General features: G+C 70.9%; 25 protein-coding genes and 1 pseudogene. 17 read left to right on the top strand and 9 right to left on the bottom strand.

The annotated features are described in order from the left end of the window. Nucleotides 1–83 precede the first annotated feature (83 nt). Nucleotides 84–305 (bottom strand): annotated as a pseudogene (locus ACFY29_RS18505) (hypothetical protein); the annotation flags it as partial. Next, entirely contained in the window at nucleotides 302–2,194 is a 1,893-nt protein-coding gene (locus tag ACFY29_RS18500; protein WP_386987634.1) for a PspC domain-containing protein, read from the bottom strand. The gene ACFY29_RS18500 and the pseudogene ACFY29_RS18505, both read right to left, overlap by 4 nt. Nucleotides 2,195–2,380: 186 nt before the next feature. On the opposite strand from ACFY29_RS18500, the gene ACFY29_RS18495 reads away from it, so the two are divergent. From ACFY29_RS18495 to ACFY29_RS18485, 3 genes are all read left to right on the top strand, one after another. Beyond that, on the top strand, nucleotides 2,381–3,616 hold the full coding sequence (locus ACFY29_RS18495; RefSeq protein WP_386987631.1) for a PspC domain-containing protein: 1,236 nt from the start codon (nucleotides 2,381–2,383) through the stop codon (nucleotides 3,614–3,616). Between the two features lie 2 nt (nucleotides 3,617–3,618). Then, nucleotides 3,619–4,305, top strand: a complete 687-nt coding sequence (locus ACFY29_RS18490; protein WP_172899192.1) for a response regulator transcription factor — start codon at nucleotides 3,619–3,621, stop codon at nucleotides 4,303–4,305. A gap of 191 nt (nucleotides 4,306–4,496) precedes the next feature. Beyond that, nucleotides 4,497–5,663 carry a Cys-Gln thioester bond-forming surface protein gene (locus ACFY29_RS18485; RefSeq protein ID WP_386987629.1) on the top strand — a complete coding sequence of 389 codons (1,167 nt, stop codon included), beginning with the start codon at nucleotides 4,497–4,499 and terminating at the stop codon, nucleotides 5,661–5,663. 81 nt (nucleotides 5,664–5,744) lie between these two features. Here ACFY29_RS18485 and ACFY29_RS18480 read toward each other — a convergent pair whose 3' ends face one another. Further along, nucleotides 5,745–6,002: a PIG-L deacetylase family protein gene (locus ACFY29_RS18480; RefSeq protein ID WP_386987627.1), complete on the bottom strand. Its 258-nt coding sequence runs from the start codon at nucleotides 6,000–6,002 to the stop codon at nucleotides 5,745–5,747. A gap of 433 nt (nucleotides 6,003–6,435) precedes the next feature. Here ACFY29_RS18480 and ACFY29_RS18475 point away from each other — a divergent pair, with 433 nt between their 5' ends. From ACFY29_RS18475 to ACFY29_RS18455, 5 genes are all read left to right on the top strand, one after another. Further along, complete coding sequence (locus ACFY29_RS18475) at nucleotides 6,436–8,073, top strand: ABC transporter substrate-binding protein (RefSeq protein WP_328420296.1); 1,638 nt, start codon at nucleotides 6,436–6,438, stop codon at nucleotides 8,071–8,073. Between the two features lie 149 nt (nucleotides 8,074–8,222). Continuing rightward, nucleotides 8,223–9,149, top strand: a complete 927-nt coding sequence (locus tag ACFY29_RS18470; RefSeq protein ID WP_328420294.1) for an ABC transporter permease — start codon at nucleotides 8,223–8,225, stop codon at nucleotides 9,147–9,149. Next, the gene (locus tag ACFY29_RS18465; protein ID WP_386987624.1) at nucleotides 9,142–10,107 is read left to right on the top strand and encodes an ABC transporter permease; all 966 of its coding nucleotides are present in this window, start codon (nucleotides 9,142–9,144) and stop codon (nucleotides 10,105–10,107) included. The genes ACFY29_RS18470 and ACFY29_RS18465 overlap by 8 nt, the downstream gene beginning before the upstream one ends. 26 nt (nucleotides 10,108–10,133) lie before the next feature. Further along, nucleotides 10,134–11,162 (top strand): ABC transporter ATP-binding protein, encoded by a 1,029-nt coding sequence (locus ACFY29_RS18460; RefSeq protein WP_386988500.1) that lies wholly within the window; start codon nucleotides 10,134–10,136, stop codon nucleotides 11,160–11,162. Further along, nucleotides 11,155–12,168 (top strand): dipeptide ABC transporter ATP-binding protein, encoded by a 1,014-nt coding sequence (locus ACFY29_RS18455; RefSeq protein ID WP_355608097.1) that lies wholly within the window; start codon nucleotides 11,155–11,157, stop codon nucleotides 12,166–12,168. The genes ACFY29_RS18460 and ACFY29_RS18455 overlap by 8 nt, the downstream gene beginning before the upstream one ends. 141 nt (nucleotides 12,169–12,309) lie before the next feature. Here ACFY29_RS18455 and ACFY29_RS18450 read toward each other — a convergent pair whose 3' ends face one another. After that, complete coding sequence (locus ACFY29_RS18450) at nucleotides 12,310–12,642, bottom strand: chorismate mutase (protein ID WP_386988497.1); 333 nt, start codon at nucleotides 12,640–12,642, stop codon at nucleotides 12,310–12,312. Between the two features lie 381 nt (nucleotides 12,643–13,023). On the opposite strand from ACFY29_RS18450, the gene pcrA reads away from it, so the two are divergent. Both pcrA and ACFY29_RS18440 read left to right on the top strand, forming a co-directional pair. After that, entirely contained in the window at nucleotides 13,024–15,429 is a 2,406-nt protein-coding gene (gene pcrA / locus ACFY29_RS18445) for a DNA helicase PcrA (RefSeq protein WP_386987620.1), read from the top strand. Between the two features lie 159 nt (nucleotides 15,430–15,588). Further along, nucleotides 15,589–16,056: an NUDIX hydrolase gene (locus tag ACFY29_RS18440; protein ID WP_386987617.1), complete on the top strand. Its 468-nt coding sequence runs from the start codon at nucleotides 15,589–15,591 to the stop codon at nucleotides 16,054–16,056. A 1-nt stretch (nucleotide 16,057) separates the two neighbouring features. Here the strand turns inward: ACFY29_RS18440 and ACFY29_RS18435 are convergent, their stop codons facing one another. Then, nucleotides 16,058–16,825 (bottom strand): M23 family metallopeptidase, encoded by a 768-nt coding sequence (locus ACFY29_RS18435; protein WP_328420282.1) that lies wholly within the window; start codon nucleotides 16,823–16,825, stop codon nucleotides 16,058–16,060. Between the two features lie 272 nt (nucleotides 16,826–17,097). Next, the gene (locus ACFY29_RS18430) at nucleotides 17,098–17,805 is read right to left on the bottom strand and encodes a M23 family metallopeptidase (RefSeq protein ID WP_386987613.1); all 708 of its coding nucleotides are present in this window, start codon (nucleotides 17,803–17,805) and stop codon (nucleotides 17,098–17,100) included. 98 nt (nucleotides 17,806–17,903) lie between these two features. On the opposite strand from ACFY29_RS18430, the gene ACFY29_RS18425 reads away from it, so the two are divergent. The 4 genes from ACFY29_RS18425 to sucD all read left to right on the top strand — a co-directional run bounded on the left by ACFY29_RS18425 (nucleotide 17,904) and on the right by sucD (nucleotide 21,156). Further along, nucleotides 17,904–18,251: a hypothetical protein gene (locus ACFY29_RS18425; RefSeq protein ID WP_386987610.1), complete on the top strand. Its 348-nt coding sequence runs from the start codon at nucleotides 17,904–17,906 to the stop codon at nucleotides 18,249–18,251. Next, nucleotides 18,251–18,655: a cobalamin B12-binding domain-containing protein gene (locus ACFY29_RS18420; RefSeq protein ID WP_252420090.1), complete on the top strand. Its 405-nt coding sequence runs from the start codon at nucleotides 18,251–18,253 to the stop codon at nucleotides 18,653–18,655. Before ACFY29_RS18425 ends, ACFY29_RS18420 begins: the two co-directional genes overlap by 1 nt. Nucleotides 18,656–19,087: 432 nt before the next feature. Continuing rightward, nucleotides 19,088–20,266: an ADP-forming succinate--CoA ligase subunit beta gene (gene sucC, locus ACFY29_RS18415; protein ID WP_355608080.1), complete on the top strand. Its 1,179-nt coding sequence runs from the start codon at nucleotides 19,088–19,090 to the stop codon at nucleotides 20,264–20,266. Nucleotides 20,267–20,268: 2 nt separating this feature from the next. After that, entirely contained in the window at nucleotides 20,269–21,156 is an 888-nt protein-coding gene (gene sucD, locus ACFY29_RS18410) for a succinate--CoA ligase subunit alpha (protein WP_328420273.1), read from the top strand. A gap of 168 nt (nucleotides 21,157–21,324) precedes the next feature. Here sucD and ACFY29_RS18405 read toward each other — a convergent pair whose 3' ends face one another. Beyond that, nucleotides 21,325–21,591, bottom strand: coding sequence for a DUF4190 domain-containing protein (locus ACFY29_RS18405; protein WP_328420269.1), 267 nt, complete (start codon nucleotides 21,589–21,591; stop codon nucleotides 21,325–21,327). A gap of 201 nt (nucleotides 21,592–21,792) precedes the next feature. Between ACFY29_RS18405 and ACFY29_RS18400 the strand changes: the two genes are divergently transcribed. Next, a complete protein-coding gene (locus ACFY29_RS18400; protein ID WP_386987604.1) occupies nucleotides 21,793–23,124 on the top strand; it encodes a DUF6350 family protein in 1,332 nt (443 codons plus the stop codon). A 102-nt stretch (nucleotides 23,125–23,226) separates the two neighbouring features. Here ACFY29_RS18400 and ACFY29_RS18395 read toward each other — a convergent pair whose 3' ends face one another. Then, nucleotides 23,227–23,847, bottom strand: coding sequence for a DUF4190 domain-containing protein (locus ACFY29_RS18395; protein ID WP_386987601.1), 621 nt, complete (start codon nucleotides 23,845–23,847; stop codon nucleotides 23,227–23,229). A 49-nt stretch (nucleotides 23,848–23,896) separates the two neighbouring features. Continuing rightward, nucleotides 23,897–24,193 carry a CD225/dispanin family protein gene (locus ACFY29_RS18390; protein ID WP_386987598.1) on the bottom strand — a complete coding sequence of 99 codons (297 nt, stop codon included), beginning with the start codon at nucleotides 24,191–24,193 and terminating at the stop codon, nucleotides 23,897–23,899. A gap of 177 nt (nucleotides 24,194–24,370) precedes the next feature. Here ACFY29_RS18390 and purN point away from each other — a divergent pair, with 177 nt between their 5' ends. Next, a complete protein-coding gene (gene purN, locus ACFY29_RS18385; RefSeq protein ID WP_328420261.1) occupies nucleotides 24,371–24,991 on the top strand; it encodes a phosphoribosylglycinamide formyltransferase in 621 nt (206 codons plus the stop codon). Further along, nucleotides 24,988–26,559 (top strand): bifunctional phosphoribosylaminoimidazolecarboxamide formyltransferase/IMP cyclohydrolase, encoded by a 1,572-nt coding sequence (purH, locus tag ACFY29_RS18380; RefSeq protein ID WP_386987595.1) that lies wholly within the window; start codon nucleotides 24,988–24,990, stop codon nucleotides 26,557–26,559. Before purN ends, purH begins: the two co-directional genes overlap by 4 nt. The last annotated feature ends 55 nt before the right edge of the window (nucleotides 26,560–26,614 follow it).

Below are 26,614 nucleotides of genomic sequence, written 5' to 3'. Positions count from 1 at the left end.
GAGACCGGTGCGGTCGCCCCGGAAAGCGGTGCGGCGGCGCCGGAGACGGGTGCGGTCGCCCCGGAGACCGGCGCGATGGGCTCGGTGGAGATGGCCTGGGCGGTCGGCTCGGGCCGGGCCGGGCGGCCGGAGCGCAGCGCGCCGACCAGCCCGAAGACCCCGATCAGGATGAGCGCGCCGGCCAGGAACCAGCCGACCGGCGGCAGCGCGAGCCCGAGAAGTTGGGCGAGCAGCCACCAGGCCGACAGCGCCAGGAACACCAGCCCGAAGGCGAACGACACCAGGTCCGTACGGTGGGCCTTCACCGGGTCACCTCCAGGTTGCCGGCATTGACATGGATGTACAGGCGCAGCTTCCCGCCCCCGGGCCCGTCCGCGCCGAGGTCGGTGGTCTCCCGCAGGCTGCCGTCAAACCCGCCGGATCGGTTGCCGAAGACGGTGGCGTCGCCCGCGTTGACGTCGGCCACCGTGGTGACGTCCACGTTCGGCGGAACGACCACGGTCCCCTTGCCGAAGTTGATCGCTACGGTCACCTGGCTCTCCCGGTTGGAGAAGTCGATCGAGCGGAGGTCGAGCACGGCGTCGCCGAAGCTGTTCTCGTACCGGTTGGCGAGGTCGCGGTAGTCGGTGGGCGCCCAGGTGACCGCGCCGTCGACGCCCCGGATCCGGTCGTACGACTCGGCGATCGTGGCCGTTCCCAGCGCGGCGGCGGTCACCAGGCCGAGCGCGATCAGCCAGCGGGCCCGGCCGAACCAGGTGCCGACCAGCAGACCCAGCGCGATCGTGGCCAACGCGGCCGCGAAGTACGCCGACGCTCCGACGTCGAAGACGTTCAGCAGGTCGAGCAGGGCGACCACGCCGAGGACCAGGAAGATCAGCGAGAAGGTCACCGCGCCGAGCGGTGAACGCTCCCGGGGTCGCTTCGGCGGCTTCGGTGGCTTTGGCGGCTTTGGCGGGGGGTACGCGGCCGGAGCCGGCGAGGCGTACGGGCCGTGTGGCGCGAACGGGGGGCGGTATCCGGCCGGTGGCGGCGGCGTGACCGGGTAGTCGGCCGGGACACCGATAGCAGGAGCACCGGTCACCGGTGCCGACGGCCAGTCGGCGCTGGGCATGCCGGTGCTGGGCAGGTCAGTGCTCGGCCAGCCCGGGGCGGCGGGGGCGGGCGCGGGCCAGCCGGCCTGCGGACCAGCCATGCCGGCTGGTTGCCCGGACACCGGACCGACCCCGAAGACCGGACCCGCTCCGGACACCGGCTGCGCGCTGGCGAACTGCTGCGGAGCGGCGGCCGACTGTGCGCCGACGACCGGGGCGGGCGCGGTCGGCGACCCACCCGTGGTGGCGTACGCCGGATCGCCGCCAGCCAGCGGCGCGGTCGGCAGCGGGCCGGAGGGCGGCACGGTGCCGTACGTCGGCGCCGGCCAGGCGACTGGCGGGACCGGCCCGGGTGGCGTACCGATCGGCCCGGACGGCACCGGCCCGCCCGGCGTACCGGGCTGTGGCCCTCGGCTGTCCCGGTTGAGCAGCAGCGCGCCGCCGATCAGGATCGCCGCGCCGAGCAGCACCGCGCGGAAGGCGTCGGTGACGATGTAGCCGAAGCTGGCCGCCACCAGGATGCCCAGGATGATCACGGTCACCGGCGACATGCTGGACCGGCCACGCCCGAGCATGGACTCCACCGGGGACGCGGTGTCGCCCTCGTTCGGGATGATCAGCCAGGCGGCGACGTACACCAGGATGCCGATGCCGCCGAAGAACCCGAGCACCGCGAGCAGCACCCGCCAGAGCACCGGGTCGGTGTTGGTGGCTCGTCCGATCGCCGCGCAGACCCCGGCCAGGTACCGCCCGTCGCGCGGCCGGACCAGCCCGTACCGCGAGGTGAAGCCGGCGCCGCCCAGCGGCGGTGGCGGCGCGGCCGGACCGGGACCACCCGGCCCGGGTGGCGTACCCCCGGCCCCGCTCGCCCCGTAGCCGGTGCCGGCCGCGAAGCCGGCACCAGGTCCGTAGCCCGCGCCGGCCGGGTCGCCCGGTGCGTGCTCGGCGGCCGGGCCGGTGCCGAACCCGGTGGCGGCGCCGGTGGGCGGGCCGAACGTGCTGGGCTCGGTCCAGCCGGCGGGTGTCGCGGCTGGTGCGGGCGGCGATGCACCACCCGGCTGTGCCGACCCGGGACGGGGCGGCGGGGCAGCTTCCTCGGTCATGCCTCGATCCTGCTGCCAGGTCCGCCCGAACGACCTCAGGACCCGACCCTGACCCCACCCTGAGATCCTGGCAGCCGGAATGTCGGGGGCGTCCCCGTGGTCGCGGGACACCGCAGCGTGTGACGATCGGATCCACCGAACCCGACCAGCCCGAAACCGTGACCAGGGGAGCCTCCGATCAGCATCGTGACCCCGCCTCCGCGCCTGTACCGCGCCCCCGAGCACCGGATGGCCGCGGGCGTCGCCGCCGGCATCGCCGACCACCTCGGCATCTCGGTGCTGCGCGTGCGGGTCGCGTTCATGGTGCTGCTCGGGCTGAGCGGGCTCGGCCTGCTGCTCTATGCGGCCTTCTGGGCGGTGGTGCCGCTGCGGCCCGGTGACACCGCAGTGCCGCCCCGCCGGGACGTGGCCCAGCTCCTGCCGTTCGTGGGGATCGGGCTCGGGGTCCTGCTGATCCAGGTGATGGTCTTCGACTCGGTCGGCGCGGCGGGCACCGCCGGCTGGCTGGTGGCCATCATCGCGGTCGGTGCCGGTGTCATCTGGCACCAGTCCGCGCCCGAGCGGCGGCGGCGGTGGGGCGACACGCCGGTGCCCTGGCTCGGCGCCGTCGTCGAGGAGAGCGACCGGCGAGCCTTCGTGCTCCGGTTCATCGGCGGCGGGGTGCTGGTCGCGGTCGGCATCATCGGCGTCGCGGCGGTCTACTCGCCGGCGCAGAACTTCGACGCGGTGATCAACGGCGTGATCTTCGCGCTGGTGGGGCTGGCCGGGGTCGGCGTGGTCGCCGCGCCGGTGCTCTGGCGGACGTACAACCAGCTCCGTTCGGAGCGCGAGGGGCGCATCCGCGAGCAGGAGCGGGCCGAACTGGCCGCGATGGTGCACGACCAGGTGCTGCACACGTTGGCCCTGATCCAGCGCAACGCCAGCGACGTCAAGACGGTCCAGCGGCTGGCCCGCGGGCAGGAGCGTTCGCTGCGCAACTGGCTCTACAAGCCCACCGCGTCGCCCAACGAGCGCTTCGCCGCGGCCCTCGAGCAGGCCGCGGCCGAGGTCGAGGACACCTTCGCGATCACGGTGGAGGCGGTGGTGGTCGGTGACCGGGAGACCGATGAGCGGGTCGGCGCGCTGGTCGCCGCCGCGCGGGAGGCGCTGGTGAACGCGGCCCGGCACGCCGGGGTGCAGACCGTGTCGCTCTACGCCGAGGTGGAGCCGGATCAGATCAGCGTCTTCGTCCGAGACCGGGGAAAGGGCTTCGACCCGGATACCGTGGAGGACCACCGGCACGGCGTACGCGGCTCGATCATCGGGCGGATGAAGCGGCACGACGGACGGGCCGAGATCCGGTCCGGACCGGGGGACGGGACCGAGGTCCGGTTGATCCTGCCGATCTCCCGGGACTCGTCCGCAGCGGAGAGGAACAGATGACCATGGCCGAGCAGTCGATGGAGCACCTCGACCCGGCGGACGCCCGCCCCGAGCGGCTGCGGGTGTTCCTGGTGGACGACCATGCCATGTTCCGGGCCGGGGTACGCGCCGAGCTGGGCGCCCACGTCGAGGTGGTGGGCGAGGCGAGCACGGTGGCCGAGGCGGTCACCCGGATCGCGGCCACCGGGCCGGACGTGGTGCTGCTCGACGTGCACATGCCCGACGGCGGCGGTCGTGCGGTGCTGGAGGCGATGCGGCGCAGCCACCCGCAGGTCAAGTTCCTGGCACTGAGCGTCTCCGACGCGGCGGAGGACGTGATCGGGCTGATCCGTGCCGGTGCCCGGGGGTACGTCACCAAGACCATCTCCCCGGACGAGTTGGCCGCGGCGATCCGCCGGGTCGCCGACGGTGACGCGGTTTTCAGTCCTCGGCTGGCCGGGTTCGTGCTGGACGCCTTCGCGGCCCGGCCGGACGCGCCGGTGGCCGATCCGGAGCTGGACCAGCTCACCAACCGGGAGCGGGAGGTGCTGCGGCTGCTCGCCCGGGGGTACGCGTACAAGGAGATCGCGAAGGAGCTGTTCATCTCCATCAAGACGGTGGAGACGCACGTGTCGAACGTGCTGCGCAAGCTTCAGATGTCCAACCGGTACGAGCTCTCCCGATGGGCGGCGGACCGCCGACTCGTGTGACCTATTCCTCCTCCCCGACAATTGGGTCACATGCGACGGATGCCGCCGCTCGGGGCTGACAAATGATCAACCGTCGTCACATAATGCCTCGGTCCCGTCTCCGCGTGCGGGTGCTGCGCATCCCGTGGAGGCAGTGACTCACGCGTGCCCGCGTTTGCGGGTCACCCCTGGGGAGAGGTGCACGAATCTTGATGTTCGGACAACGAGGACGACGCTGGGCGCGGATCGCGCTGGCGACCGTCGCCGGTGGCACGCTGGCGCTCGGCATCGCCGGCCCGGCCGCCGCGGCCCCGGCCACCGGTGTGGCCAAGGCGGTCGACGGCACCAAGGTGATCCTGAAGCTCGATGGCACGGCCCGCGAAACGTCCGCGCTCGCGCTGCAGATCGACGGCAAGCTGGTGCCGGCGTTCTGCATTGACTACCACACCAGCGTGAAGCTGGACGGGAAGTACGAGGAGGGCACCTGGGACAAGTCCCAGGTGAAGAACCTCGGCAAGGTGCAGTGGGTGCTCACCCACGGCTACCCGAACGCCGACTCCACCGCGCTGCTCGCGGCTGCCGGCGCCACCGCTCCGGCCAAGATCGAGAAGAAGCGGCTGGACACGCTGCTCTACTTCGGCACGCAGACCGCCGTCTGGCACTTCAGCGACGGGATCAAGCTGGGCGACTGGGAGAAGGGCCTGCTCGCGCAGCAGCAGTACGACGTGATCAAGAAGGTCCGTGACTACCTGGTCAAGAACGCCACCGACCAGCCGGAGCCGCGGGCCGAGCTGTCCGTCGACCCGGCCAGCGCCACCGCGACGGTCGGCGGCAAGGCCGGCCCGTTCACGGTCAAGGGTCCGGCCGGTGACATCACCGTCGCGGCCACCGGCGGCGCGGCCGTCGACGCCGAGGGCAAGCCGGTCACCAAGACCACCAACGGTGGGCAGTTCTGGCTGACCGCCGAGGGTGCCGGCACGGTCAACGTGACGCTGACCGCGCAGGACTCGGTCTCCTTCGGCCGGGTGTTCCTGTTCACCGGCACCAAGAAGGCGCAGAAGCTGATCCTCGGCGGCAGCACCGGTGCCACCGTCACCGCCAAGGCCGAGGCCGGGTTCACCGCCGCCCCGACGCCGTCCGCGACCCCCTCGATGCCGGCCCCGACCCCGAGCGCGACGCCGTCGACTCCGTCGGCCACCCCGTCGGACTCGTCGCCGGCCAGCCCGGCCCCGTCCACCTCGCCGGCGAGCAACGGCGGCGGCCTGCCGCTGACCGGTTCGCCGATCGCGACGGCGGCGACCGCTGGCGTACTGCTGCTCGCCGCGGGTGCGGTGACGGTCCTGATGGTCCGTCGCCGGAAGGTGCGCTTCACCGCCTGATCCGCTTCGTTTTCACCATCGGCCCCGGCCCCGCCCCACGCGGTGCCGGGGTCGATGCCGTCTGGCCCCCAGGCCGGCGTGTCAGACCGTCGGGCCACCCATGGCTTTAGCCAACGACTCGCTGTTCCGCCATGCGCAAACGGGGCATTTCGGCTCGCGCGGTGTCGTCGAAATGGCGCGCGTCACCCGGGTGATGATCAGAGAGCCGACCTCGATGCCCTCATCCACCCAGCCGGTGATGGTGGCCGCGCAGCCGAGGTCGACATCGTCCGGATGGGCAAAGACGGCGAGCCCTCGACGGACGTCGGGAAGCACGGGAGCGGACTGGGGAAAGCTCACAGAACCCGACCCAACGCGGACCGCCGTGGTCCGGCTGGGCCACGTCTTCCCTGCTCAGAGCCACCCCACCCGACCGCTTTATGATCATTTTTCAAGTATCGGCAACGTGGCGGGCAACTAACGTCTTGATAACGGCACCTTCACGGAAGCGGCCAGTGAGTGTCACAGTGGCAACACCTCACCCCTCGGTGTGTGGCACTCCGTACGGCCCACGACCACGCCCTCCGCTATTTCGCGGCGGTCCGTGGCTGTGTCGCCTGCGTAGGGTTGCGCTTCGCCGGGTGGGGAGCCCGGCGGATCGGAACATCAGGGGTGTCTCCAACTTCCCTGTGGTCCCGGCGACCCGCGCCCCGGGGTGGTCGGGCGGTGTCACCCCCAGACGTGCGTGAAACCCACGACGGAACCAGGTCTTAGAAAGAGGAGGCCCCTCGGAATGAGAGTCTCGAAGCGGGCGACGAGCGCAATCGCGCTCAGCGCGGCTGCCGTGCTTGTCGCGAGCGGTTGCTCGAGCGGTGATGGTGACGGCGACGCCGCCACCAGCACGGACGGCTCGATCGTCATCCACGGCGTCCAGCCGGAGAACCCGCTGGTCCCGTCGAACACCACGGAGACCGGCGGCGGCAAGGTCATCGACTGGCTGTGGACCGGCCTGGTCGAGTACCCGAACGACGGTGGGGCCCCGCGCAACGCGCTGGCGGAGTCCATCGACACCAAGGACTCCAAGGTCTTCACGATCAAGATCAAGAAGGGTACCAAGTTCCACGACGGTACCGAGGTGAAGGCGAAGAACTTCGTCGACGCCTGGAACTGGGCCGCCTACTCGCCGAACGGCGCGCAGAACGGCACCTTCTTCTCGGACATCGCTGGCTTCGACCAGACCTACACCTCGGACCCGGACGGCGAGGGCCCGCAGAAGGCCCCGGCGCCGACGGCCGAGAAGATGTCCGGTCTGAAGGTCGTCGACGACCAGACCTTCGAGGTCACCCTCGCCGCGCCGACCGCGGTCTTCCCGACCAAGCTCGGCTACAGCGCGTTCATGCCGCTGCCGGACGTGTTCTTCACCCAGAAGCCCGAAGAGTTCGGCAAGAAGCCGGTCGGCAACGGCCCGGTGAAGTTCGTGTCGTGGGAGGACAACGTCCTCATCAAGCTGACGCGCTTCGACGACTACAGCCTGCGCGACAAGATGAAGCTCAAGGACGTCGACGTCAAGCTGTACCAGGACGAGTCGGCTGCCTACGCCGATCTGCTGGGCAACAACCTCGACTTCATGGAGGTTGTCCCCACCTCGGCGCTCGCCGGTGACAAGTGGAAGACCGACCTCGGCGAGCGGGGCCTGTCGACCGTGACGCCGTCGACCGCGCTGATCGCGTTCCCGACCTACGACAAGCGCTTCCAGAACCCGAAGCTGCGTCGTGCCGTGTCGCTGTCGATCAACCGGCAGGAGATCTCGGACAAGATCTTCTTCGGTACCCGCAAGCCGGCCGACAGCTGGGCGAACCCGCTGACCCCGGGCGCCAAGCCGGGCAACTGCACCGCCTGCAAGTTCGACGCCGCTGCGGCCAAGCAGCTGCTGGCCGAGGCCGGTGGCTTCACCGGTGAGATGGTCTTCTACTACAACGCCGACTCCAGCCACAAGGACTGGATGGACGCCGTTGCGCAGCAGGTCAAGACCAACCTCGGCATCGAGGCTCGCGCCGAGGGCGTGCCGACCTTCGCGGTCTTCCGCCAGAACATCAACGCCCACAAGATGACCGGCCCGTACCGTGCCGCCTGGCAGCAGGACTACCCGGACGTGGAGAACTGGGTCAACCCGCTCTACGTGACTGGTGGCTCCTCGAACGACGGTCTGTACAGCAACAAGGAGGTCGACGCCCTGGCGAAGCAGGCCAGCGCCGCTCCGAGCCTGGAGGCCTCGCACGAGGCGTTCTCCAAGGCGGTTGAGCTTGTCGACCAGGACGTCCCGAGCATCCCGATCTACTTCTACGGCCAGCAGTCCGGCCACTCGGAGAAGATCAAGAAGCTCGAGCTGAACAACGTCGGCGAACTCGACATCACCTCGGTCGAGCTCTGATCCGAACGGTCTGACCCCGGGTCGGGCTCGCCACATCCGGTGAGCCCGACCCGGGGCCGTTCCGCGAGTGGGTGTTACAACACTCCACTCGCCACGTTGTCACCACCGTGTCGGCCGTCCGACGCGCCCCCTGTCTGGAGGACCACCCCATGGGCCGTTATCTGTTGAGACGGCTGCTCCAACTCGTGCCGGTCTTCATCGGCACGACGTTCCTGATCTACGCCCTCGTCTGGGCCGTCCCGGGCGATCCGTTCGCCGGCAAGTGCGGTGAGCGCCGCTGCCCGGACCAGTACATCGCGTTCATGACCGAGAAGTACCACCTGGACCAGAACGTCTTCGTGCAGTACGCCAACTACATGAAGAACCTTCTCCAGGGCGACTTCGGTCAGACGTTCTCGCAGCGCGAGATCAGCGACATCATCATGACCTCGTACCCGAACACCCTGAAGCTGGCTCTGGTGGCGCTCACCATCGAGGCCGTGATCGGCCTCGGCGCCGGCGTGCTGACCGGTCTGCGCCGCAACGGCTTCCTGGACAACCTGGTCCTGGTCTCCACCCTCTTCCTCATCGCGTTGCCGGTCTTCGTCGTCGGCTTCGTGCTCCAGTGGCTGCTGGGCGTGCAGTGGGGCATCATCACGCCGACCGTCTCGTCCGAGATGCGGATCTCCGAGCTGATCGTGCCGGGCTTCGTGCTCGGTAGCGCGTCAGTGGCGTATATCGCCCGGGTGGCGCGAACGAGCATCGCGGAGAACCGCCGCGCCGACTACGTGCGTACCGCCATCGCCAAGGGCCTGCCGATGCGCCGGGTGGTGGGCGTGCACCTGCTGCGCAACTCGCTCATCCCGGTGGTCACCCTGCTCGGCACCGACCTCGGTGCCCTGATGGGCGGTGCGATCGTCACCGAGGGCATCTTCGGCATCAACGGAATCGGCCGCCAGGTCTTCCGCGCGATCGTCACCAAGGAAAGCGCTACCGTGGTAGGGATCGTCGTCGTCCTGGTGCTGGTCTATCTCGTGATGAACCTGGTGGTTGACCTGCTCTACGCCGCCCTGGACCCAAGGATCCGCTATGAGTGACCCGAGTACCGCATCGATCGTCAGCACCCCTCCCGCCCAGGCCGACGTCGTCGCCCCCACCGGGACGGGCCTGCCGCAGAGCAACGAGAAGCCGCGTGGCCTGCTCGGTGACGCCTGGCGGGATCTGCGGCGCAAGCCGCTGTTCTGGATCTCGGCCACGCTGATCGTGATCTTCCTCCTGATGGCGGCCTTCCCGCAGCTGTTCGCCCCGGGCGACGCGGTCAACGGCACGCTGTCCCGGAGCCTCAACAAGCCGTCCGCCGACGGCTGGTTCGGTTACGACGTGCAGGGCCGGGACGTCTACGCCCGGGTCATCTACGGTGCGCGCGCCTCCATCGTGGTCGCCGTGCTCTCCGTGATCGGCACCCTGCTGGTCGGCGGCGCCATGGGCATCATCTCCGGCTACCGCGGTGGCTGGGTCGACGGTCTGCTCAGCCGGATCGCCGATGTCTTCTTCGGCCTGCCCTTCGTGCTCGGCGCGATCGTCATCCTGACCACGTTCAACGGCTCGGGCTCCGGCAACAGCAAGGCCCAGATCATGGGCCTGGTGATCGCCTCCCTGATCGTGCTGAGCTGGCCGGTCGTGATGCGGCTGATGCGCTCCTCGGTGCTCGCCACCAAGGAGGCCGACTACATCGTCGCGGCCCGCGCGCTGGGTGCCGGCACCGGCCGGATCATCCTCAAGCACCTGCTGCCGAACTGCCTGGCCCCGCTGCTGGTCTACGGCACGATCATGGTCGGTTCGTTCATCGGTGCCGAAGCCACCCTGTCGTTCCTGGGCGTCGGCCTGAAGTCACCGGTGGTGTCCTGGGGCATCATGATCAGCGACGGGCAGCAGTTCATCCGGGTCGCGCCGGGGCTGGTGTTCTTCCCCGCCGCGTTCCTCGTCACCGCTGTGCTGAGCTTCGTGATGCTCGGTGAGGCGGTCCGCGAGGCCCTCGATCCGAAACTCCGCTAGGGGAGATCCAGTTGTCCGACATTCTCGTGTCCGAGCAGTCCGCGCCGGGAACCGGCGGGTCCGGACGTCCCTCTGGCCGGCTGCTCGAGGTCGACGACCTGCGGGTGGAGTTCCGTACCCGGGACGGCGTCGCCAAGGTCATCAACGGGGTCACGTACCACGTCGACGCGGGGGAGACCCTCGCCGTGCTCGGCGAGTCCGGCTCCGGTAAGAGCGTCACGGCGCAGACCATCATGGGCATCCTCGACACCCCGCCCGGGTTCGTCACCGGCGGGCAGGTCCGCTTCCACGGCAAGGACATGCTCCGCATGTCCGAAGAAGAGCGGCGCCGCATTCGCGGTGAGGGCATCGCGATGATCTTCCAGGACGCGCTCTCCGCGCTGAACCCGGTCTTCACCGTCGGGTTCCAGATCGCCGAGCAGTTCCGGGTCCGGCGGGGCATGGGTCGCGCGGAGGCCAAGAAGCGCGCGATCGAGATGCTCGACCAGGTCAAGATCCCGAACGCCAAGGGCCGGTTCAACAACTATCCGCACCAGTTCTCCGGCGGTATGCGGCAGCGCGCGATGATCGCGATGTCGCTGGCGCTCGACCCGGAGGTGCTGATCGCGGACGAGCCGACCACCGCGCTCGACGTGACCGTGCAGGCCCAGATCATGGACCTGCTCGCCGAGCTCCAGCGTGAGCGGCAGATGGGCATGATCCTGATCACCCACGACCTCGGCGTGGTCGCCGACGTCGCGGACCGGATCGCGGTCATGTACGCGGGCCGGATCGTCGAGGAAGCCGACGTGTACGACCTGTACGCCAAGCCGGCGCACCCGTACACGATGGGCCTCATCGACTCCATCCCGCGGATGGACGAGAAGGGGCAGCAGCTCCGGACGATCAAGGGCCTTCCGCCGAACCTGATGAACATCCCGCCGGGCTGCCCGTTCAACCCGCGCTGCCCCATGGCTCAGCCGGTGTGCCGGGAGAAGGTCCCGCCGCTGCTGCAGGTGGGTCACGCCCGGGCCAGCGCCTGCCACTTCGCCGAGGAGCTGGTGAACCGTGTCTGAGAACATCATCGAGGTCCATGACCTGGTCAAGCACTACCCCGTCACCCAGGGTGTGGTGTTCAAGAAGACCGTCGGTCAGGTCAAGGCGGTCGACGGGGTCTCGTTCGGTCTGCGTGCCGGTGAGACGCTCGGTGTGGTCGGTGAGTCCGGCTGCGGCAAGTCGACCCTCGCCCGGGTACTGATGAACCTGGAGAAGCCGACCGCCGGCAGCGTGGTCTACAAGGGCCAGGACATCTCCAAGCTCTCCGGTGGTGCGCTGCGGCGGCTTCGTCGGCAGATCCAGCTGGTGATGCAGGACCCGTACACCTCGCTGAACCCCCGGATGACGGTCGGTGACCTGATCGGTGAGCCGTTCGAGATCCACCCGGAGGTGGCGCCGAAGGGCAGCCGTCGGGGCAAGGTCAAGGAGCTGCTCGACCTGGTCGGGCTCAACCCGGAGCACATCAACCGGTACCCGCACCAGTTCTCCGGCGGTCAGCGCCAGCGCATCGGCATCGCCCGGGCGCTCGCCCTGCGGCCCGAGGTGATCGTCTGCGACGAGCCGGTGTCGGCGCTGGACGTGTCCATCCAGGCCCAGGTGATGAACCTGCTGGAGCAGCTGCAGTCCGAGTTCGGGCTCTCGTACATCTTCATCGCGCACGACCTGTCGGTGGTCCGCCACCTCTCGGACCGGGTCGCGGTGATGTACCTCGGCAAGGTCGTCGAGATCGGCACCGAGGACGAGATCTACGAGCGGCCGACCCACCCGTACACCCAGGCGCTGCTCTCCGCGGTGCCGGTGCCGGACCCGACTCAGCGGAACAACAAGACGATCATCCGGCTCACGGGTGACGTGCCGTCGCCGATCAGCCCGCCCTCGGGCTGCCGGTTCCGGACCCGTTGCTGGAAGGCGCAGGACGTCTGCGCCGAGCAGGTCCCGCTGCTGGAGATCCGGCAGACCTCGGACCACCCGAGCGCCTGCCACTTCGCAGAGCGGCGCGAGATCGTCGCCACTCACGAGGCGTGAGTCACCGGAACCGCCTGCCGACGTCACCACGACGACGGCAGGCGGTTTCGTTTGTCCGTGGCCCTGATCGGGCCGCTCCCGCGCTGGCGGGCCGGCGGGGGTGTCGGGCCGGTCCGGCGCCCGGTGGGCCGCCGGAGCGGCTCACAGCGGCCCGCGGCCCGCGCGGAGCAGCAGCAGCGCCAGTTGGGTGCCGTCGGCGCCGAGTGCGATCCGGAAGCGCTCCAGGATCTCCCGTTCCCGGGAGAGCACCAGGCGGGTGCCGCCGGAGGCCATCCGGGTCGCGCCGACCTCCTGGGACAGCGTGGCCCGCTCGTGCCACAGCGCGATCAACGCGTGGTCGATCTCGTCGATCCGTTCCCTGATCTGCACGATCCGCGCGGCGGCGGCCGGCTCCGCGGTGCCGGTCCGTGCCTCGGCCGGCCCGCCGCCCTCGGCGACCCCGGCGTCCTCGGCCGGCGGCGTCGTCGCCGCCACCGGCTCGCTCCCGTTCACCGGGGGCTGCTCCGCCCCCGGTCGGGCCGGGCCGCCGTTCTGCTCCGCCACGTCTGTCATCATCGGGTACCCCTCGCACTGTGGTGCCCGGTGCCCGGATCCCGGGACGAAAAAGCCCCGGACTCCAGGAGCCCGGGGCTTTTCGCAGGTCTGATCGATCAGGCGCGACCTACGGCTGCCGGACTCCCGGTGCCGTAGTAAAAGTAGTAGCGCTGAGCGAACACGCCGTCGAGTATGCCCAGCCGCCCGCCCGTGCGCAAGCGGTTCGATCGGACGGCACGGTGCGGCGACGGGGGAGACGGCGCGAGCCACGACACCGCGCGGTCGGGAAGTGTCTGCCCGGCGGCATAGACTTGCTGGGCGATGCATCCTCTCTTCGACATCCCCGCGTCCCCGCCTGCGCCGGAGTCCGCGCCGGCTCGCCCGGACCGGCCCCGGCCGTCCGCCGTACGCCTCGATCCGCAGCAGCTGCTCGCCGGGCTGAACGGGCCGCAGCGCGACGCGGTCACTCATGCCGGCTCGCCGCTGTTGATCGTGGCGGGCGCCGGTTCCGGCAAGACCCGGGTGCTCACCCACCGGATCGCCTACCTGCTCGCCGCGCGGGACGTGCACCCCGGGGAGATCATCGCGATCACCTTCACCAACAAGGCCGCTGGCGAGATGAAGGAGCGGGTGGCCGCGCTGGTCGGCCCGCGGGCCCGGCTGATGTGGGTGTCGACGTTCCACTCCGCGTGTGTCCGGATCCTGCGCGCCGAGCACGAGCACGCCGGCCTCAAGTCCACGTTCTCGATCTACGACGCGGACGACTCCCGCCGGCTGATGCAGTTGGTCGCCCGCGAGCTGGACCTGGACCCGAAGCGCTACCCGGCGCGTGGGCTGGCCGCCCAGGTCTCCAACCTGAAGAACGAGCTGGTCGACCCGGAGCAGTTCGCGGCGGGGGCCAAGGGGCCCAACGAGCGGGCGCTGGCCGAGGCGTACACGCTCTACCAGCGGCGGCTGCGCGAGGCGCACGCACTGGACTTCGACGACCTGATCATGACCACCGTGCACCTGCTCCAGTCCCACCCGCACGTCGCGGAGAGCTACCGCCGCCGGTTCCGGCACGTCCTGGTCGACGAGTACCAGGACACCAACCACGCGCAGTACACGCTGATCAAGGAGCTGGTCTCCGGCACCGAGGGGCTGGACCCGGCCGAGCTGTGCGTGGTCGGCGACGCCGACCAGTCGATCTACGCGTTCCGGGGCGCGACGATCCGCAACATCCTGGAGTTCGAGCGGGACTTCAGCAACGCGCGGACGATCCTGCTGGAGCAGAACTACCGCTCGACCCAGACCATCCTCAACGCGGCCAACGCGGTGATCGACCGGAACACCTCCCGCAAGCCGAAGCGGCTGTGGAGCGAGGCCGGCGCCGGCGAGCGGATCGTCGGCTACGTGGCCGACACCGAGCACGCCGAGGCGGACTGGGCGGCCCGGGAGATCGACCGGCTGGTCGACGCCGACGAGACCCGTCCCGGTGACGTCGCCGTCTTCTACCGCACCAACGCCCAGTCCCGGGTCTTCGAGGAGGTGTTCATCCGGGTCGGCCTGCCCTACAAGGTGGTCGGCGGGGTGCGCTTCTACGAGCGCAAGGAGGTCCGCGACGCGCTCGCGTACCTGCGGTCGGTGGTCAACGACGACGACACGGTGAGCCTGCGGCGGGTGCTGAACACCCCGCGCCGGGGGATCGGCGACCGTGCGGAGGCGTGCGTCGAGGCGCTCTCCAGCCGCGACCGGATCTCCTTCGGCGCCGCGCTGCGCCGGGCCCGGGAGGCGCCGGGCATCTCCAGCCGGGCGGCCAACGGCATTGCCGACTTCGTGACGCTGCTCGACGACGCCCGCACGCTGGCCGAGACCGGCACCCCGGAGGAGGTGCTGGAGGCTCTGCTGACCCGCTCGGGTTACCTCACCGAGTTGGAGGAGAGCCTCGACCCGCAGGACGCCGGCCGGGTGGACAACCTCCAGGAGCTGGTCAGCGTCGCCCGGGAGTACACCGAGCGGATCGAGGCGCTGGGCGAGGAGGGGGAGCGGGCCACTCTGGCGGGCTTCCTGGAGCAGGTCGCGCTGGTCGCCGACGCCGACCAGATTCCCTCCGACGACCCCGACCATCAGGGCGTGGTCACCCTGATGACGCTGCACACCGCCAAGGGCTTGGAGTTCCCGGTGGTCTTCCTGACCGGGCTGGAGGACGGCGTCTTCCCGCACCTGCGCTCGTTGGGCGACACCCGCGAGCTGGAGGAGGAGCGTCGGCTGGCGTACGTGGGCATCACCCGGGCACGGCAGCGGCTCTACCTCTCCCGGGCGGTGACCCGCTCGGCCTGGGGGCAGCCGGCCTACAACCCGCCGTCCCGGTTCCTGGAGGAGCTTCCACCGGAGCTGGTGCACTGGGAGCGCACCGAGGGTTCGTACACCTCGTGGGCTGGCGGGGGCGGCGGCGTCGGTGGTCGCGCGGACCGCGTGCCCGGCGGGCGGGGTACCTTCAGCGGGGGCACGCCGAAGGCCGCGCAGTTGGCGAAGCGGCTCGGCGTGGACGCCAGCCGCCTGACCACGGCCAGCGAGCTGCCGCAGGGGCCGAAGGTGGCGGCGGGCGACCGGGTCAACCACCAACGCTACGGGCTGGGGCGAGTGGTCGCCGTCGAGGGGCACGGCCCCGGCGCCCGCGCGCAGATCGACTTCGGCGACCAGACGATGTGGCTGGTGCTGCGGCACGCCCCGATCGACAAGCTCTGACCTCGTCGCGCCGAGCCGGAGTCGCCCTCCCACGATTCGCGCTACATCCGGGAAAGAGTGGCCTCCGGAGGTGCTGAGGCCACTCTTTCCCGGATGCCGCGACCGAGCACGCCCGACGTCGAGAGATCACTGATATAGGGTCCGGCGGGAGGTGCGAGGATGAGTTTCCGGCTGGCGGCGTACGCCGTGTGCATCGAGGATGAGCGGGTACTGCTCGCCCGTTACGTACCACCGGCGGGCGACACTCACTGGACCCTCCCAGGCGGCAAGGTCGAGCACGCGGAGGATCCGTTCGATGCGGTGATCCGGGAGGTCGCCGAGGAGACCGGCTGCGACGCGGTGGTCGAACGTCTCCTGGGTGTGGACTCGAGAGTGATCCCCGTTGCCGAGGCGTGGTTGGGGATCGAGCACCAGAACGTCGGCATCTTCTACCGAGTTCGTATCACCGGTGGCGCTCTCCGGCCCGAGCCGAACGGCGAGACCGCCGAGTCGGTCTGGACTCCGATACCCGACGTAGCTCGCCTGCGCCGATCATCGCTGGTAGACATCGGCCTCGCACTGGCGCAGACCCTTCCGGTGACCGGCCACGTCGCCTCCGTCCCGGTCCTCGGTCTCATTCAGCACTGAGTCAGCAGCCCAGGTCGACGCCGCGTGCGCGCATGAACGGCGCCGGGTCGATCTGGTTCCACATGCCCTGGTGCACCTCGAAGTGCAGGTGCGGGCCGGTGGCGTCGCCGGTGGCGCCCTCGTAGCCGATCACCTGGTTGGCCTTGACCTTCTGACCGACGGTGACCGCGATCCGGCTCTGGTGGGCGTAGTGGGTCAGGTAACCGTTGCCGTGGTCGACGAAGACGGAGTTGCCGTACCCGTCGGCGGCGTCGCCGGCCTGGACCACCGTGCCGGCGGCAGCGGCGTGGATCGGCGTGCCGGAGGGCAGCGCCAGGTCGATGCCGGCGTGCAGGGTGCCCCACCGCTGCCCGTAGCAGGAGGTGACCGCAGCGCCCGGCATCGGGTCGACCCAGGCGGGCGTGGGCTTGGTGGTCTTCTTCGGCTTCGGCTTCGGCTTCGCGGTGGCCGTCTTCGTCGGTGTCGGGCTGGCGCTGGCCGTCGACGGGCTCGGTGTCGGGCTGGCCGACGGGGAGACCGGCGCGCTCGACTCACGGGCAGAGCGGTCCGCGCGGCTGGCGGCCTCGGCCCGGGACTGCGCGTCGGCGGAGACGGCGGTGGGCGCCGGACGGTCCGAGCCGGTGGTGGCGACGGCGACGCCGCCCAGGCCGAGGACGACCAGGGCGGCCGCGCCGAGCACGATGAGACGGCTCCGCCGGCCGGCGCGCTGCGGCTGCTCGGTGGCGGTGTCGGGGGTGTTCTCGTTCTGGACGGGGCTGTCTTCCTGCACGGCGGACCTTCACAGTCGAGGGGCACTTGACCTCGAAATACTGGTGTCGGGCCGGGTTGACCCGGTACGGGGACCGAGGCGCCGGCCGACGGGCCGAGTGTCACCTGCCCGGATATGGTCCGCTCTGCGTTGTTCCGTCCGTAAAAGTGATCATGCGGGCCGGTGTCACCGGTCACAGTCGGTGCTGTGACCCAGCAGACATCCAGCCGACCCGGGCAACGAGAAACCGCCCGGATCGACAGATCCGGGCGGTCAACGGTCAGTACGCAGCGTCAGGACGCGGCTACCTCGCTGTAGTATGCCTCGACTTGCAGCTTGATGTCCACTCCGCGCTCCTGGAGGAACGGCACCGGGTCGACCGGCTGGCCCTTGACATGGATCTCAAGGTGCAGGTGAGTGCCGTAGGAGTGGCCGGTGTAGCCCACCAGTCCGAGCTGGTCGCCTGCCTTGACCTGCTGGCCTTCCTTGACGCTCAGCGCGGAGGAGTGGCCGTAGATGGCCTCGCTGCCGTCGGCGTGCTGGACGATCACCGCCTGGCCGTACCCGCCATACCAGCCGGCCTTGGTGACCAGTCCGTCGTGGACCGACAGGTACGGCGTGCCCTCGGGGGCGACCAGGTCGACGCCGGTGTGCATCTTGCCCCAGCGCACACCGTAGGGGGAGTTGAAGTCGTAGCCCTGCAGGGGCAGCAGCCAGACGTCGGGCTCGGCGGCGTCCTTGCTCCGGCTGTCCCGGGAGGCGCGGTCGGCGTTGTCGGCACGGGCCGCGGCGTCCTGGCTGGTGGCCGAGGCCTGCTTCAGGTCGTCGAGGACCGACGAGCTGACGTCCTTGGCGTCCGGCATGGCGCCCGCGCCGAGCGCGACGATGCCGGCTCCGACGAACGCGGTGGTGACGACCGCGGCGTAACGGCTACGCGGGGGGGTGGGAACGCGGCGACGACCGCGATATCGATCGGGCTCAGACGACAGGCGCTGGCGCACGCACACCCTCCGTTGTCGGGGTTCCGAGGCGGCCGGTGGACGTTCGTGACGCTCAAGTGAACGTCCGCTGGCCGCGTCGTCACCCGTCCATGGACCTGATGACAACCGTGGACACGTTAGCCAACCACCAGGCGACCCACAAGCCGAACCGCCGAATTGGCGTGTCGATCTGTCCGTTTGCGTCCGAGATTGTCACGCATCGTGACGTCGAACGGCGCCCTCGTTACTGCCCGTTCGTCGCCGAGCGTGACCGGTCCGGCGGAGTCGTCCGGCTTGACGGCGGGGACCGTCGAATGCCATCGGTGTACCCGTCCGCACTCCCGGTGATCCCGCCCCGCGACGCCGGTTCGTCGAGCGGGTTTCCGGCCCAGATTTCCCGGGGCCGGTCGGCCGGGTTACCGTTCGTTCAGGTGAAGGCCGTGGAGCCGGTGAAAGGTGTGCGCTGATGAGCTCTCGTATTCGGGTCGTCGTCGCCAAGCCAGGCTTGGACGGCCACGACCGTGGTGCCAAGGTGGTCGCGCGTGCCCTGCGGGACGCTGGGATGGAGGTCGTCTACACCGGCCTGCACCAGACTCCCGAGCAGATCGTGGAGACCGCGATCCAGGAGGACGCCGACGCGGTCGGCCTCTCCGTACTCTCCGGCGCGCACATGACGCTCTTCCGTCGGGTGCTGGAGCTGCTCGGCGAGCGGGATGCCCGGGACATCGTCGTGTTCGGCGGCGGCATCATCCCGAACGGCGACATCCCCGAGCTGGAGAAGCTGGGCGTCGCCAAGATCTTCACGCCGGGCGCCACCACTGCGTCGATCGTCGAGTGGGTCCGGCAGAACGTCGCGCAGCCGGTCGCCTGAGGCGACGCCGGAACGGGTGGTCGGGCGGGTCCGGACACGGGGGAGGGGCCGGACGCACCCCTCACACGTCCGGCCCCTCTATGCACGATGCCCCGCCGCCACCCCTCGACCGACAGGGCATCGGCCGTCTCCCGTCATCGCGCTGATCAGCGCTCCGACACCTGACTCAACGACGCCCCGACGGGCGGGTTACGCACCCCCGGCAACATCGCCCGGACGGTGGACGCCGCCCGTAACGTGGCCGGAACCTGCCTTGTCTGCTGCCCGGTTGTGCATTACCGCACACCGCGCACCCGCTCGGTTGCCGGCGGTGCCCACCTCGCTAGGCTGCGGCCAATGGCCTGTTTCAAGTGATGACAGGCGTCAAACTGTTTTCTGAACGCTGGTGGCGGCGCGACGGCGCGCCGCGGAGACGGGACGGGACGCGCAATCGTGGACCTGTACGAGTACCAGGGGCGGGACCTGTTCGAGCGGCACGGCTTGCCCGTGTTGGCCGGCGGCGTCGCCACTACCCCGGAAGAGGCCCGCGCGATCGCCGAACGCCTCGGCGGTCGGGTGGTCGTCAAGGCGCAGGTGAAGGTCGGCGGCCGAGGTAAGGCCGGCGGCGTCAAGCTTGCCGAGGGCCCGGATGAGGCGGTGGCCAGGGCCACCGACATCCTCGGCATGGACATCAAGGGTCACACCGTCCACAAGGTCATGATCACGGTGACCGCGGACGTGGCCGAGGAGTACTACTTCTCGTACCTGCTCGACCGGGCGAACCGCACCTTCCTCTGCATCGCCAGCGTGGCCGGCGGCATGGACATCGAGCAGGTCGCCGCCGATACCCCGGACAAGGTGGTCAAGGCCCCGATCGACGCCGTCAAGGGTGTGGACGAGGCGAAGGCCCGCGAGATCGTCACCGCCGCCGGCTTCCCGGCCGAGGTCGCCGACCAGGTGGTCGAGGTGGCTGTCGGCCTGTGGCAGGCGTTCGTCGCCGAGGACGCCACCCTGGTCGAGGTGAACCCGCTGGCCAAGAACGGCGACGGGCGGATGCTGCTGCTCGACGCCAAGATCACCTTGGACGAGAACGCCGCGTTCCGGCACCCGGACCACGAGGCACTGGTCGACCAGGCCTCGGTGGACCCGCTGGAGCAGGCCGCCAAGGAGAAGGACCTCAACTACGTCAAGCTCGACGGCGAGGTCGGCATCATCGGCAACGGCGCGGGTCTGGTCATGTCGACCCTCGACGTGGTCGCGTACGCGGGTGAGCGGCACGGCAACGTCAAGCCGGCCAACTTCCTCGACATCGGCGGCGGCGCGAGCGCCGCCGTGATGGCCAACGGGCTGGAGATCGTGCTCTCCGACCCGGCCGTGAAGAGCGTCTTCGTCAACGTCTTCGGCGGCATCACCGCCTGCGACGAGGTCGCCAACGGCATCATCCAGGCGCTGGCCCTGCTGGAGCAGCGTGGCGAGCAGGTCACCAAGCCGCTCGTTGTCCGCCTCGACGGCAACAACGCCGAGGCCGGCCGGGCGATCCTGGACAGCGCGAACAACCCGCTCGTGCAGCGGGTGGACACCATGGACGGTGCGGCCGAGCGGGCCGCCGAGCTGGCAGCTGCGGGGGTCTGATCATGGCTATCTGGCTGACCAAGGACTCGAAGGTCATCGTCCAGGGGATGACCGGTTCCGAGGGTTCCAAGCACACCCGGCGGATGCTCGCCGCCGGCACCAACGTCGTCGGTGGCGTCAACCCGCGCAAGGCGGGCCAGAAGGTCGACTTCGACGGCACCGAGCTGCCGGTCTTCGCGTCCGTGGCGGACGCCATGGCCGAGACCGGTGCCGACGTCACGGTCATCTTCGTGCCTCCGCAGTTCACGAAGGCCGCCGTGGTCGAGGCGATCGACGCCGCGATCCCGCTGGCCGTGGTGATCACCGAGGGCGTGCCGGTGCACGACACCGCCGCGTTCTGGGCGTACAACGTGGCGCAGGGCGAGCAGACCCGGATCATCGGGCCGAACTGCCCGGGCATCGCCTCGCCCGGCGCCTCCAACGCCGGCATCATCCCGGCCGACATCACCGGCTCCGGCCGGATCGGCCTGGTCAGCAAGAGCGGCACGCTGACCTACCAGATGATGTACGAGCTGCGCGACATCGGCTTCTCCACCTGCGTCGGCATCGGTGGTGACCCGATCATCGGCACCACCCACATCGACGCTCTGAAGGCGTTCGAGGCCGACCCGGACACCGACGCCATCGTCATGATCGGTGAGATCGGCGGTGACGCCGAGGAGCGTGCCGCCGAGTTCATCAAGGCCAACGTCACCAAGCCGGTGGTCGGCTACATCGCCGGCTTCACCGCGCCTCCCGGCAAGACCATGGGCCACGCCGGTGCGATCATCTCCGGCTCGGCCGGCACCGCCGAGGGGAAGCAGGCGGCACTGGAGGCGGTCGGTGTCAAGGTCGGCAAGACGCCGACCGAGACCGCCCGCCTGATGCGCGAGATCATGTCCGGCAGCTGAGCGGACCAGGCAACACCGAAGGGGGTCGACCGGTTCCGGTCGGCCCCCTCGGCGTACCACACGGTGCTGGCGCGCACCGGATTCACCGTGGTGGGTGAGGTCCGCGTCGGCGGCCGCGCCGGCCTGCGGTACCAACGTCGGCTGGTCGGCTGACCACCCGGCACGGGCTCAGTCGTTGTTCCAGAACGGGTAGTTGCCGCTGAGGCGCAGGATCGCGCCGCCGATGATGTTGATCACGCCGAACGCGATGGCGAGGTAGCCGAGCAGGGGCGACTGGCCGTACCGCCGGGCGTCGCGGATGGACAGGTAGCCGAAGATGATGCCGAGGATGCCGCAGCAGATCAGGCCGAGCACGATGCCCAGCACGCCCCAGAGCGTGGTCCGGTCCCGTCCCCTGGCCGGTGGCGGCGGGGGCGGCGGGTATGCGGTCGTCACGGCTTCCTCCGGGCGCTCGTGGGCGGCGGGCCGACCCGGAACGCGACCGGCGGACCCGGCCCGGGTGGCGGCGACGGTCAGCCCCTCTGGGCCGAGGCTAGACCCGGCCGGACGGCCCGGACCCCGCTTCGGTCAACTCGCCGCCGCTCGGGGCGGGTTAACGGACTGCCACTGCCCGCACGACGTGCCAGAGTAGAGCCGATGTCCCCCGTCACCCCTGACCATCCCAGCCGGACCGCCGGTGTGCGCGCCGACGACCGGACGGCCGACCGTGCCGCGCCGGGCCGGCGGGTGCCCGCCCCCCGCGCCGGCGGGTCGCCGCGCGGACGGGCACCGCTGCTCGTCGCCGCCGGGGTGGCCGCCGGCTGGGCCGCGCTCACCTCGTACCTGCCGGTCGCCATCGTGCTCGGCCTGGTCCAACTCGGCGCGGATTCCGCCACGCTGACCGGCACCCTGCGCACCACGCTGGCCGGCTGGCTGCTGGGGCACGGCGTGCCGCTGCAGACCGAGTCCGGCCCGTTCGGGCTCGCCCCGCTGGCGCTGACCGTGCTCGCGTTCTGGCGGCTGACCCGGGCGGGCGTGCACGTCAGCCGCGCGATCGGCGCCCGCGGCACCCGCTCACCGCGCCGGGCGCTGCTCGCCGCGGGCGCGGTCGGCATGGCGTACGCGCTGTTCGGCGCGCTCGCGGCGGTGCTGGTCGGCTCCGGCGGGCCGGACGTGTCCCTGGTGCGGGCGGCAGCCACGTTCGCGGTGGTCGGCACGCTCGCCGCGCTGGTCGGCGCGACCCGGATCACCGCCGTGACCCGGCTGCTCGTCACCCGGATGCCGGGTCCGCTGCGCGACGGCGTACGCACCGGTCTGGTGGCCGGGATCCTCCTGCTCGGCGCGGGCGCCGGCGCGGCCGGCCTGGCGGTGGCCACCGGCGGCGGGGACGCGGCGGACATGATCGGGGCGTACCGCACCGGGGTGGCCGGGCAGGCCGGGATCACCCTGGTCAGCCTCGCCTACGCGCCGAACGCGGCGGTCTGGTCGACCAGCTACCTGCTCGGGCCGGGCTTCGCGGTCGGCGTCGACACCGCGGTCCGCACCAGTGAGGTGTCGGTCGGCGCGCTGCCGGCCGTACCGTTGCTCGCCGGCCTGCCACGCGGCCCGGTGGACGGCTTCGGCGCCCTGCTGCTCGCAGTGCCGGTGCTGGCCGGGATGGTTGCCGGCTGGCTGCTCGCCCGCCGGGTGGCCCGGCTGGCCGGGCCGGAGCGGGCGCCGCAGCGCTGGGCTGAGCTGCTGGCGCCGGCGGCGCTGGCCGGGCCGGTCGCCGGCGTGCTGCTCGGCGTGGCCGCCGCGGTCTCCGGCGGGCCGCTCGGTGCCGGCCGGCTGGCGCAGGTCGGGCCGGTGGGCTGGCAGGTCGGCGCGGTGGCGGCCGGTGTCATCGCGGTCGGCGCGCTGCTCGGTGCCGCCGCGACCCGGGCCCTCACCCGGGCCCCCGCGCAGAAACCCCGCACCAGCGCCGCGACCCCGACCTCGACCGGGCCCTGACCCCGGCCGGCCGGCCGGCCGCCCGGCGCGGGCGGTGGCCATGGCGGAGAAGGCGCGGGGCGCCCCGGACGAATCCGGAGCGCCCCGTCAGGACCGGACCGCTCAGGGCTCGGTCGGCAGGTTGACGTTCGCCACGATGCTCAAGATGATCAGCAGGATGCCCAACCCGGCACCGACCGCACCGCAGATCAGGCCGGCCTTGGCCTGCCCGCCGTTGTTGGCCTGGCCCTGGGCGACCTTCTGCTGGGCCAGGTAACCGGTCACCACGCCCGCGATGCCGACCGGGATGCCCAGGTAGAGGCAGCAGATCAGCGGGATCGACGCGATGCCGAGGATCATCGACACCAGGCCGAGGGTGTTGTTCTGCCCCTGCTGCGGGTAGCCGGCGTTCGGGTACGTCGGTGCACCGTAGGGCGGCGGCTGCTGTTGGCCGTACGGGTCCTGGTACGGCGGCTGCTGGCCGTACGGCTGCCCCGAGGTGGGCTGCTGGCCGTAGGGCTGCCCGGGGGTGGGCTGCTGGCCGTAGGGCTGCTGGCCGTACGGGTTCTGCGGTGCGCCGTACGGGTCCTGCGGCTGCTGGCCGTACGGCTGGCCGGAGGTGGGCTGCTGACCGTACGGGGCGGCCGGCGGCGGAGCGTACGGGTCGTGCGGCGGTTGGGGGGCGGTCGGGTCCTGATTGGGCTGCTGGCCGTACGGGTCCTGACCGGGGTTACCGGGCTGCATTCGAGAAGCTCCTTGGGCTGGGTTTGTCAGTAGCTGCTGTTGTTCCTACTCATGAGCTGCCGCTGTCGCCACTCATGATCGCGCCCAGACCGCCCAACGCACAGCACACCAGGAAGATGGCATACCACGTGATGCCGGCGATCAGGGCCCACTTCGACCACTTCCGTGACTCCGCGGCAGCGGCCTGGGCTCCGGCGTAGTCGCCCTGCTGAAGAAGCGGGTTGACCTTGGACGCGTTGATGATCGCCGGAATGGCCAGCGGCCAGAAGAGGAAGATGGCGACGATCGACATTGTCATGTTGTTGTTGATTGGCGGCTGCTGCTGGGGGTGGTAACCGGGCTGCATGGGGGTGCTCCTCATTCAGACGACGCGGCTGGCGTGCCGGATCACTGACGGGGTGCGGCCGGCACGGTGTTCAGCCCGAGCGACCGGCAGCGTACCGAATCGATGCCCGCGGGACTGTCAACGATCAGCGCGCCGCCCAGCCGATGGGCGTCCTGACCTGCCCGATAGGGTTGCCGGGTGACCGAGCCCGCGTCCGTCGCCCGCATCGTCGTCCTCGTTTCCGGCTCCGGGAGCAACCTGCAGGCGCTGCTGAACGCCGCCGTCGACCCCGCGTACGGCGCGCAGGTGGTCGCGGTCGGCGCGGACCGCGACGGAATCGCGGGCCTGGACCGGGCCGCAGCCGCCGGGGTTCCGACGTTCGTCGAGCGGGTCCGCGACCACGAGACCCGGGAGGACTGGGACCGCGCGCTCACCGCGCACGTCGCGAAGCACCAACCCGACCTGGTCATCTCCGCCGGGTTTCTCAAGCTGGTCGGCCCGCACTTCCTCGCCGCCTTCGGCGACCGCTACCTGAACACCCACAACACCCTGCTGCCGGCGTTCCCCGGCATCCACGGCCCGCGCGATGCCCTCGCCTACGGCGTGAAGCTCACCGGGGCCACGCTGTTCTTCGTCGACGCCGGTATGGACACCGGGCCGATCGTGGCGCAGGTCGCGGTGCCGGTGCTGGACTCCGACGACGTGGAGACGCTCACCGAGCGCATCAAGGAAGCCGAGCGGCGCCAGCTCGTCGAGCAGGTCGGCCGCCTGGTCCGCGAAGGCTGGACCATCACCGGAAGGAAGGTCACGGTTCCGTGAGTTCCACTCAGGACGGGCGCCGCCCGATCAGGCGGGCGCTGGTCAGCGTCTACGACAAGACCGGGCTGGTCGAGCTGGCCCAGGCCCTGCACGCGGCCGGCGTGGAGATCGTGTCCACCGGTAGCACGGCGGCCACCATCGCCGCCGCCGGGGTGCCGGTGACGCCGGTGGAGACGGTGACCGGCTTCCCCGAGGTGCTCGACGGCCGGGTGAAGACCCTGCACCCGAAGGTGCACGCTGGTCTCCTCGCTGACCTGCGCAAGGACACGCACGTCGCGCAGCTCGACGAGCTGGGAGTGGCCGCGTTCGACCTGCTGGTCTCCAACCTCTACCCGTTCCAGGCGACGGTGGCCTCCGGCGCCGGCGTCGACGAGTGCGTCGAGCAGATCGACATCGGCGGCCCGGCCATGGTGCGGGCCGCCGCCAAGAACCACGCCTCGGTCGCGGTGCTCACCGACCCGGCCGGGTACCCGGCGTTGCGCGCCGCGCTCGGCGAGGGCGGGTTCACCCTGGCCCAGCGCCGCGCACTGGCCGCCCGGGCGTTCGCCGACATCGCCGAGTACGACGTGGCGGTCGCCCAGTGGTGCGCTCAGGAGCTGGCCCCGGCCGACGACTGGTGGCCGGCGTTCGCCGGGCTGGCGCTGCGCAAGTCCGCGGTGCTGCGCTACGGGGAGAACCCGCACCAGCCGGCCGCGCTCTACACCGACCCGGACGCCCCGGCGGGGCTGGCCCAGGCCGAGCAGCTGCACGGCAAAGAGATGTCCTACAACAACTACGTCGACGCGGACGCCGCCTGGCGGGCGGCGAACGACTTCGCCGACCAGCCGGCCGTGGCGATCATCAAGCACGCCAACCCGTGCGGTATCGCGGTGGGCACGGACGTGGCCGAGGCGCACCGCAAGGCGCACGCCTGCGACCCGGTGTCGGCGTACGGCGGGGTGATCGCGGTCAACCGGCCGGTCTCGGTCGAGCTGGCCCGGCAGGTGGCCGAAATCTTCACCGAGGTGGTGGTCGCCCCGGGCTTCGACGAGGGTGCGGTCGAGGTGTTGCAGGGCAAGAAGAACATCCGGCTGCTGCGCGCGCCGGCCTGGAGCCCGGCGAAGGTCGAGTGGCGGCCGGTGACGGGTGGCGTGCTGTCCCAGGTCGCCGACCGGGTGGATGCCCCCGGCGACGATCCGGCGAGCTGGCGGCTGGCGACCGGCGAGGCGGCGGACGCGGAGTTGCTGCGCGACCTCGCGTTCGCCTGGCGGGCGGTCCGCGCGGTGAAGAGCAACGCGATCCTGCTCGCCAAGGGCGGCGCCACTGTCGGGGTCGGCATGGGGCAGGTCAACCGGGTCGACTCGGCGCTCCTGGCGGTCAGCCGCGCGGGCGCCGACCGGGCCCGGGAATCGGTCGCCGCCTCGGACGCGTTCTTCCCGTTCGCTGACGGCCCGAAGATCCTCATCGAGGCCGGTGTCCGCGCCATCGTGCAGCCCGGCGGTTCGATCCGCGACGAAGAGGTCATCGCCGCCGCCAAGGAAGCCAACGTCACGATGTACCTGACCGGCACCCGCCACTTCTTCCACTAACCCCGGCCTAACCCCGGCCTACCCCCGCGTCGATCATGGAATTGTGGTGCCTCGC

It is taken from the genome of Micromonospora sp. NPDC000668 (assembly GCF_042897975.1).
Classification (GTDB): domain Bacteria; phylum Actinomycetota; class Actinomycetes; order Mycobacteriales; family Micromonosporaceae; genus Micromonospora.
Note: the sequence above shows the minus strand (reverse complement) of the source record. Positions and strands in the feature narration are given on the sequence as shown.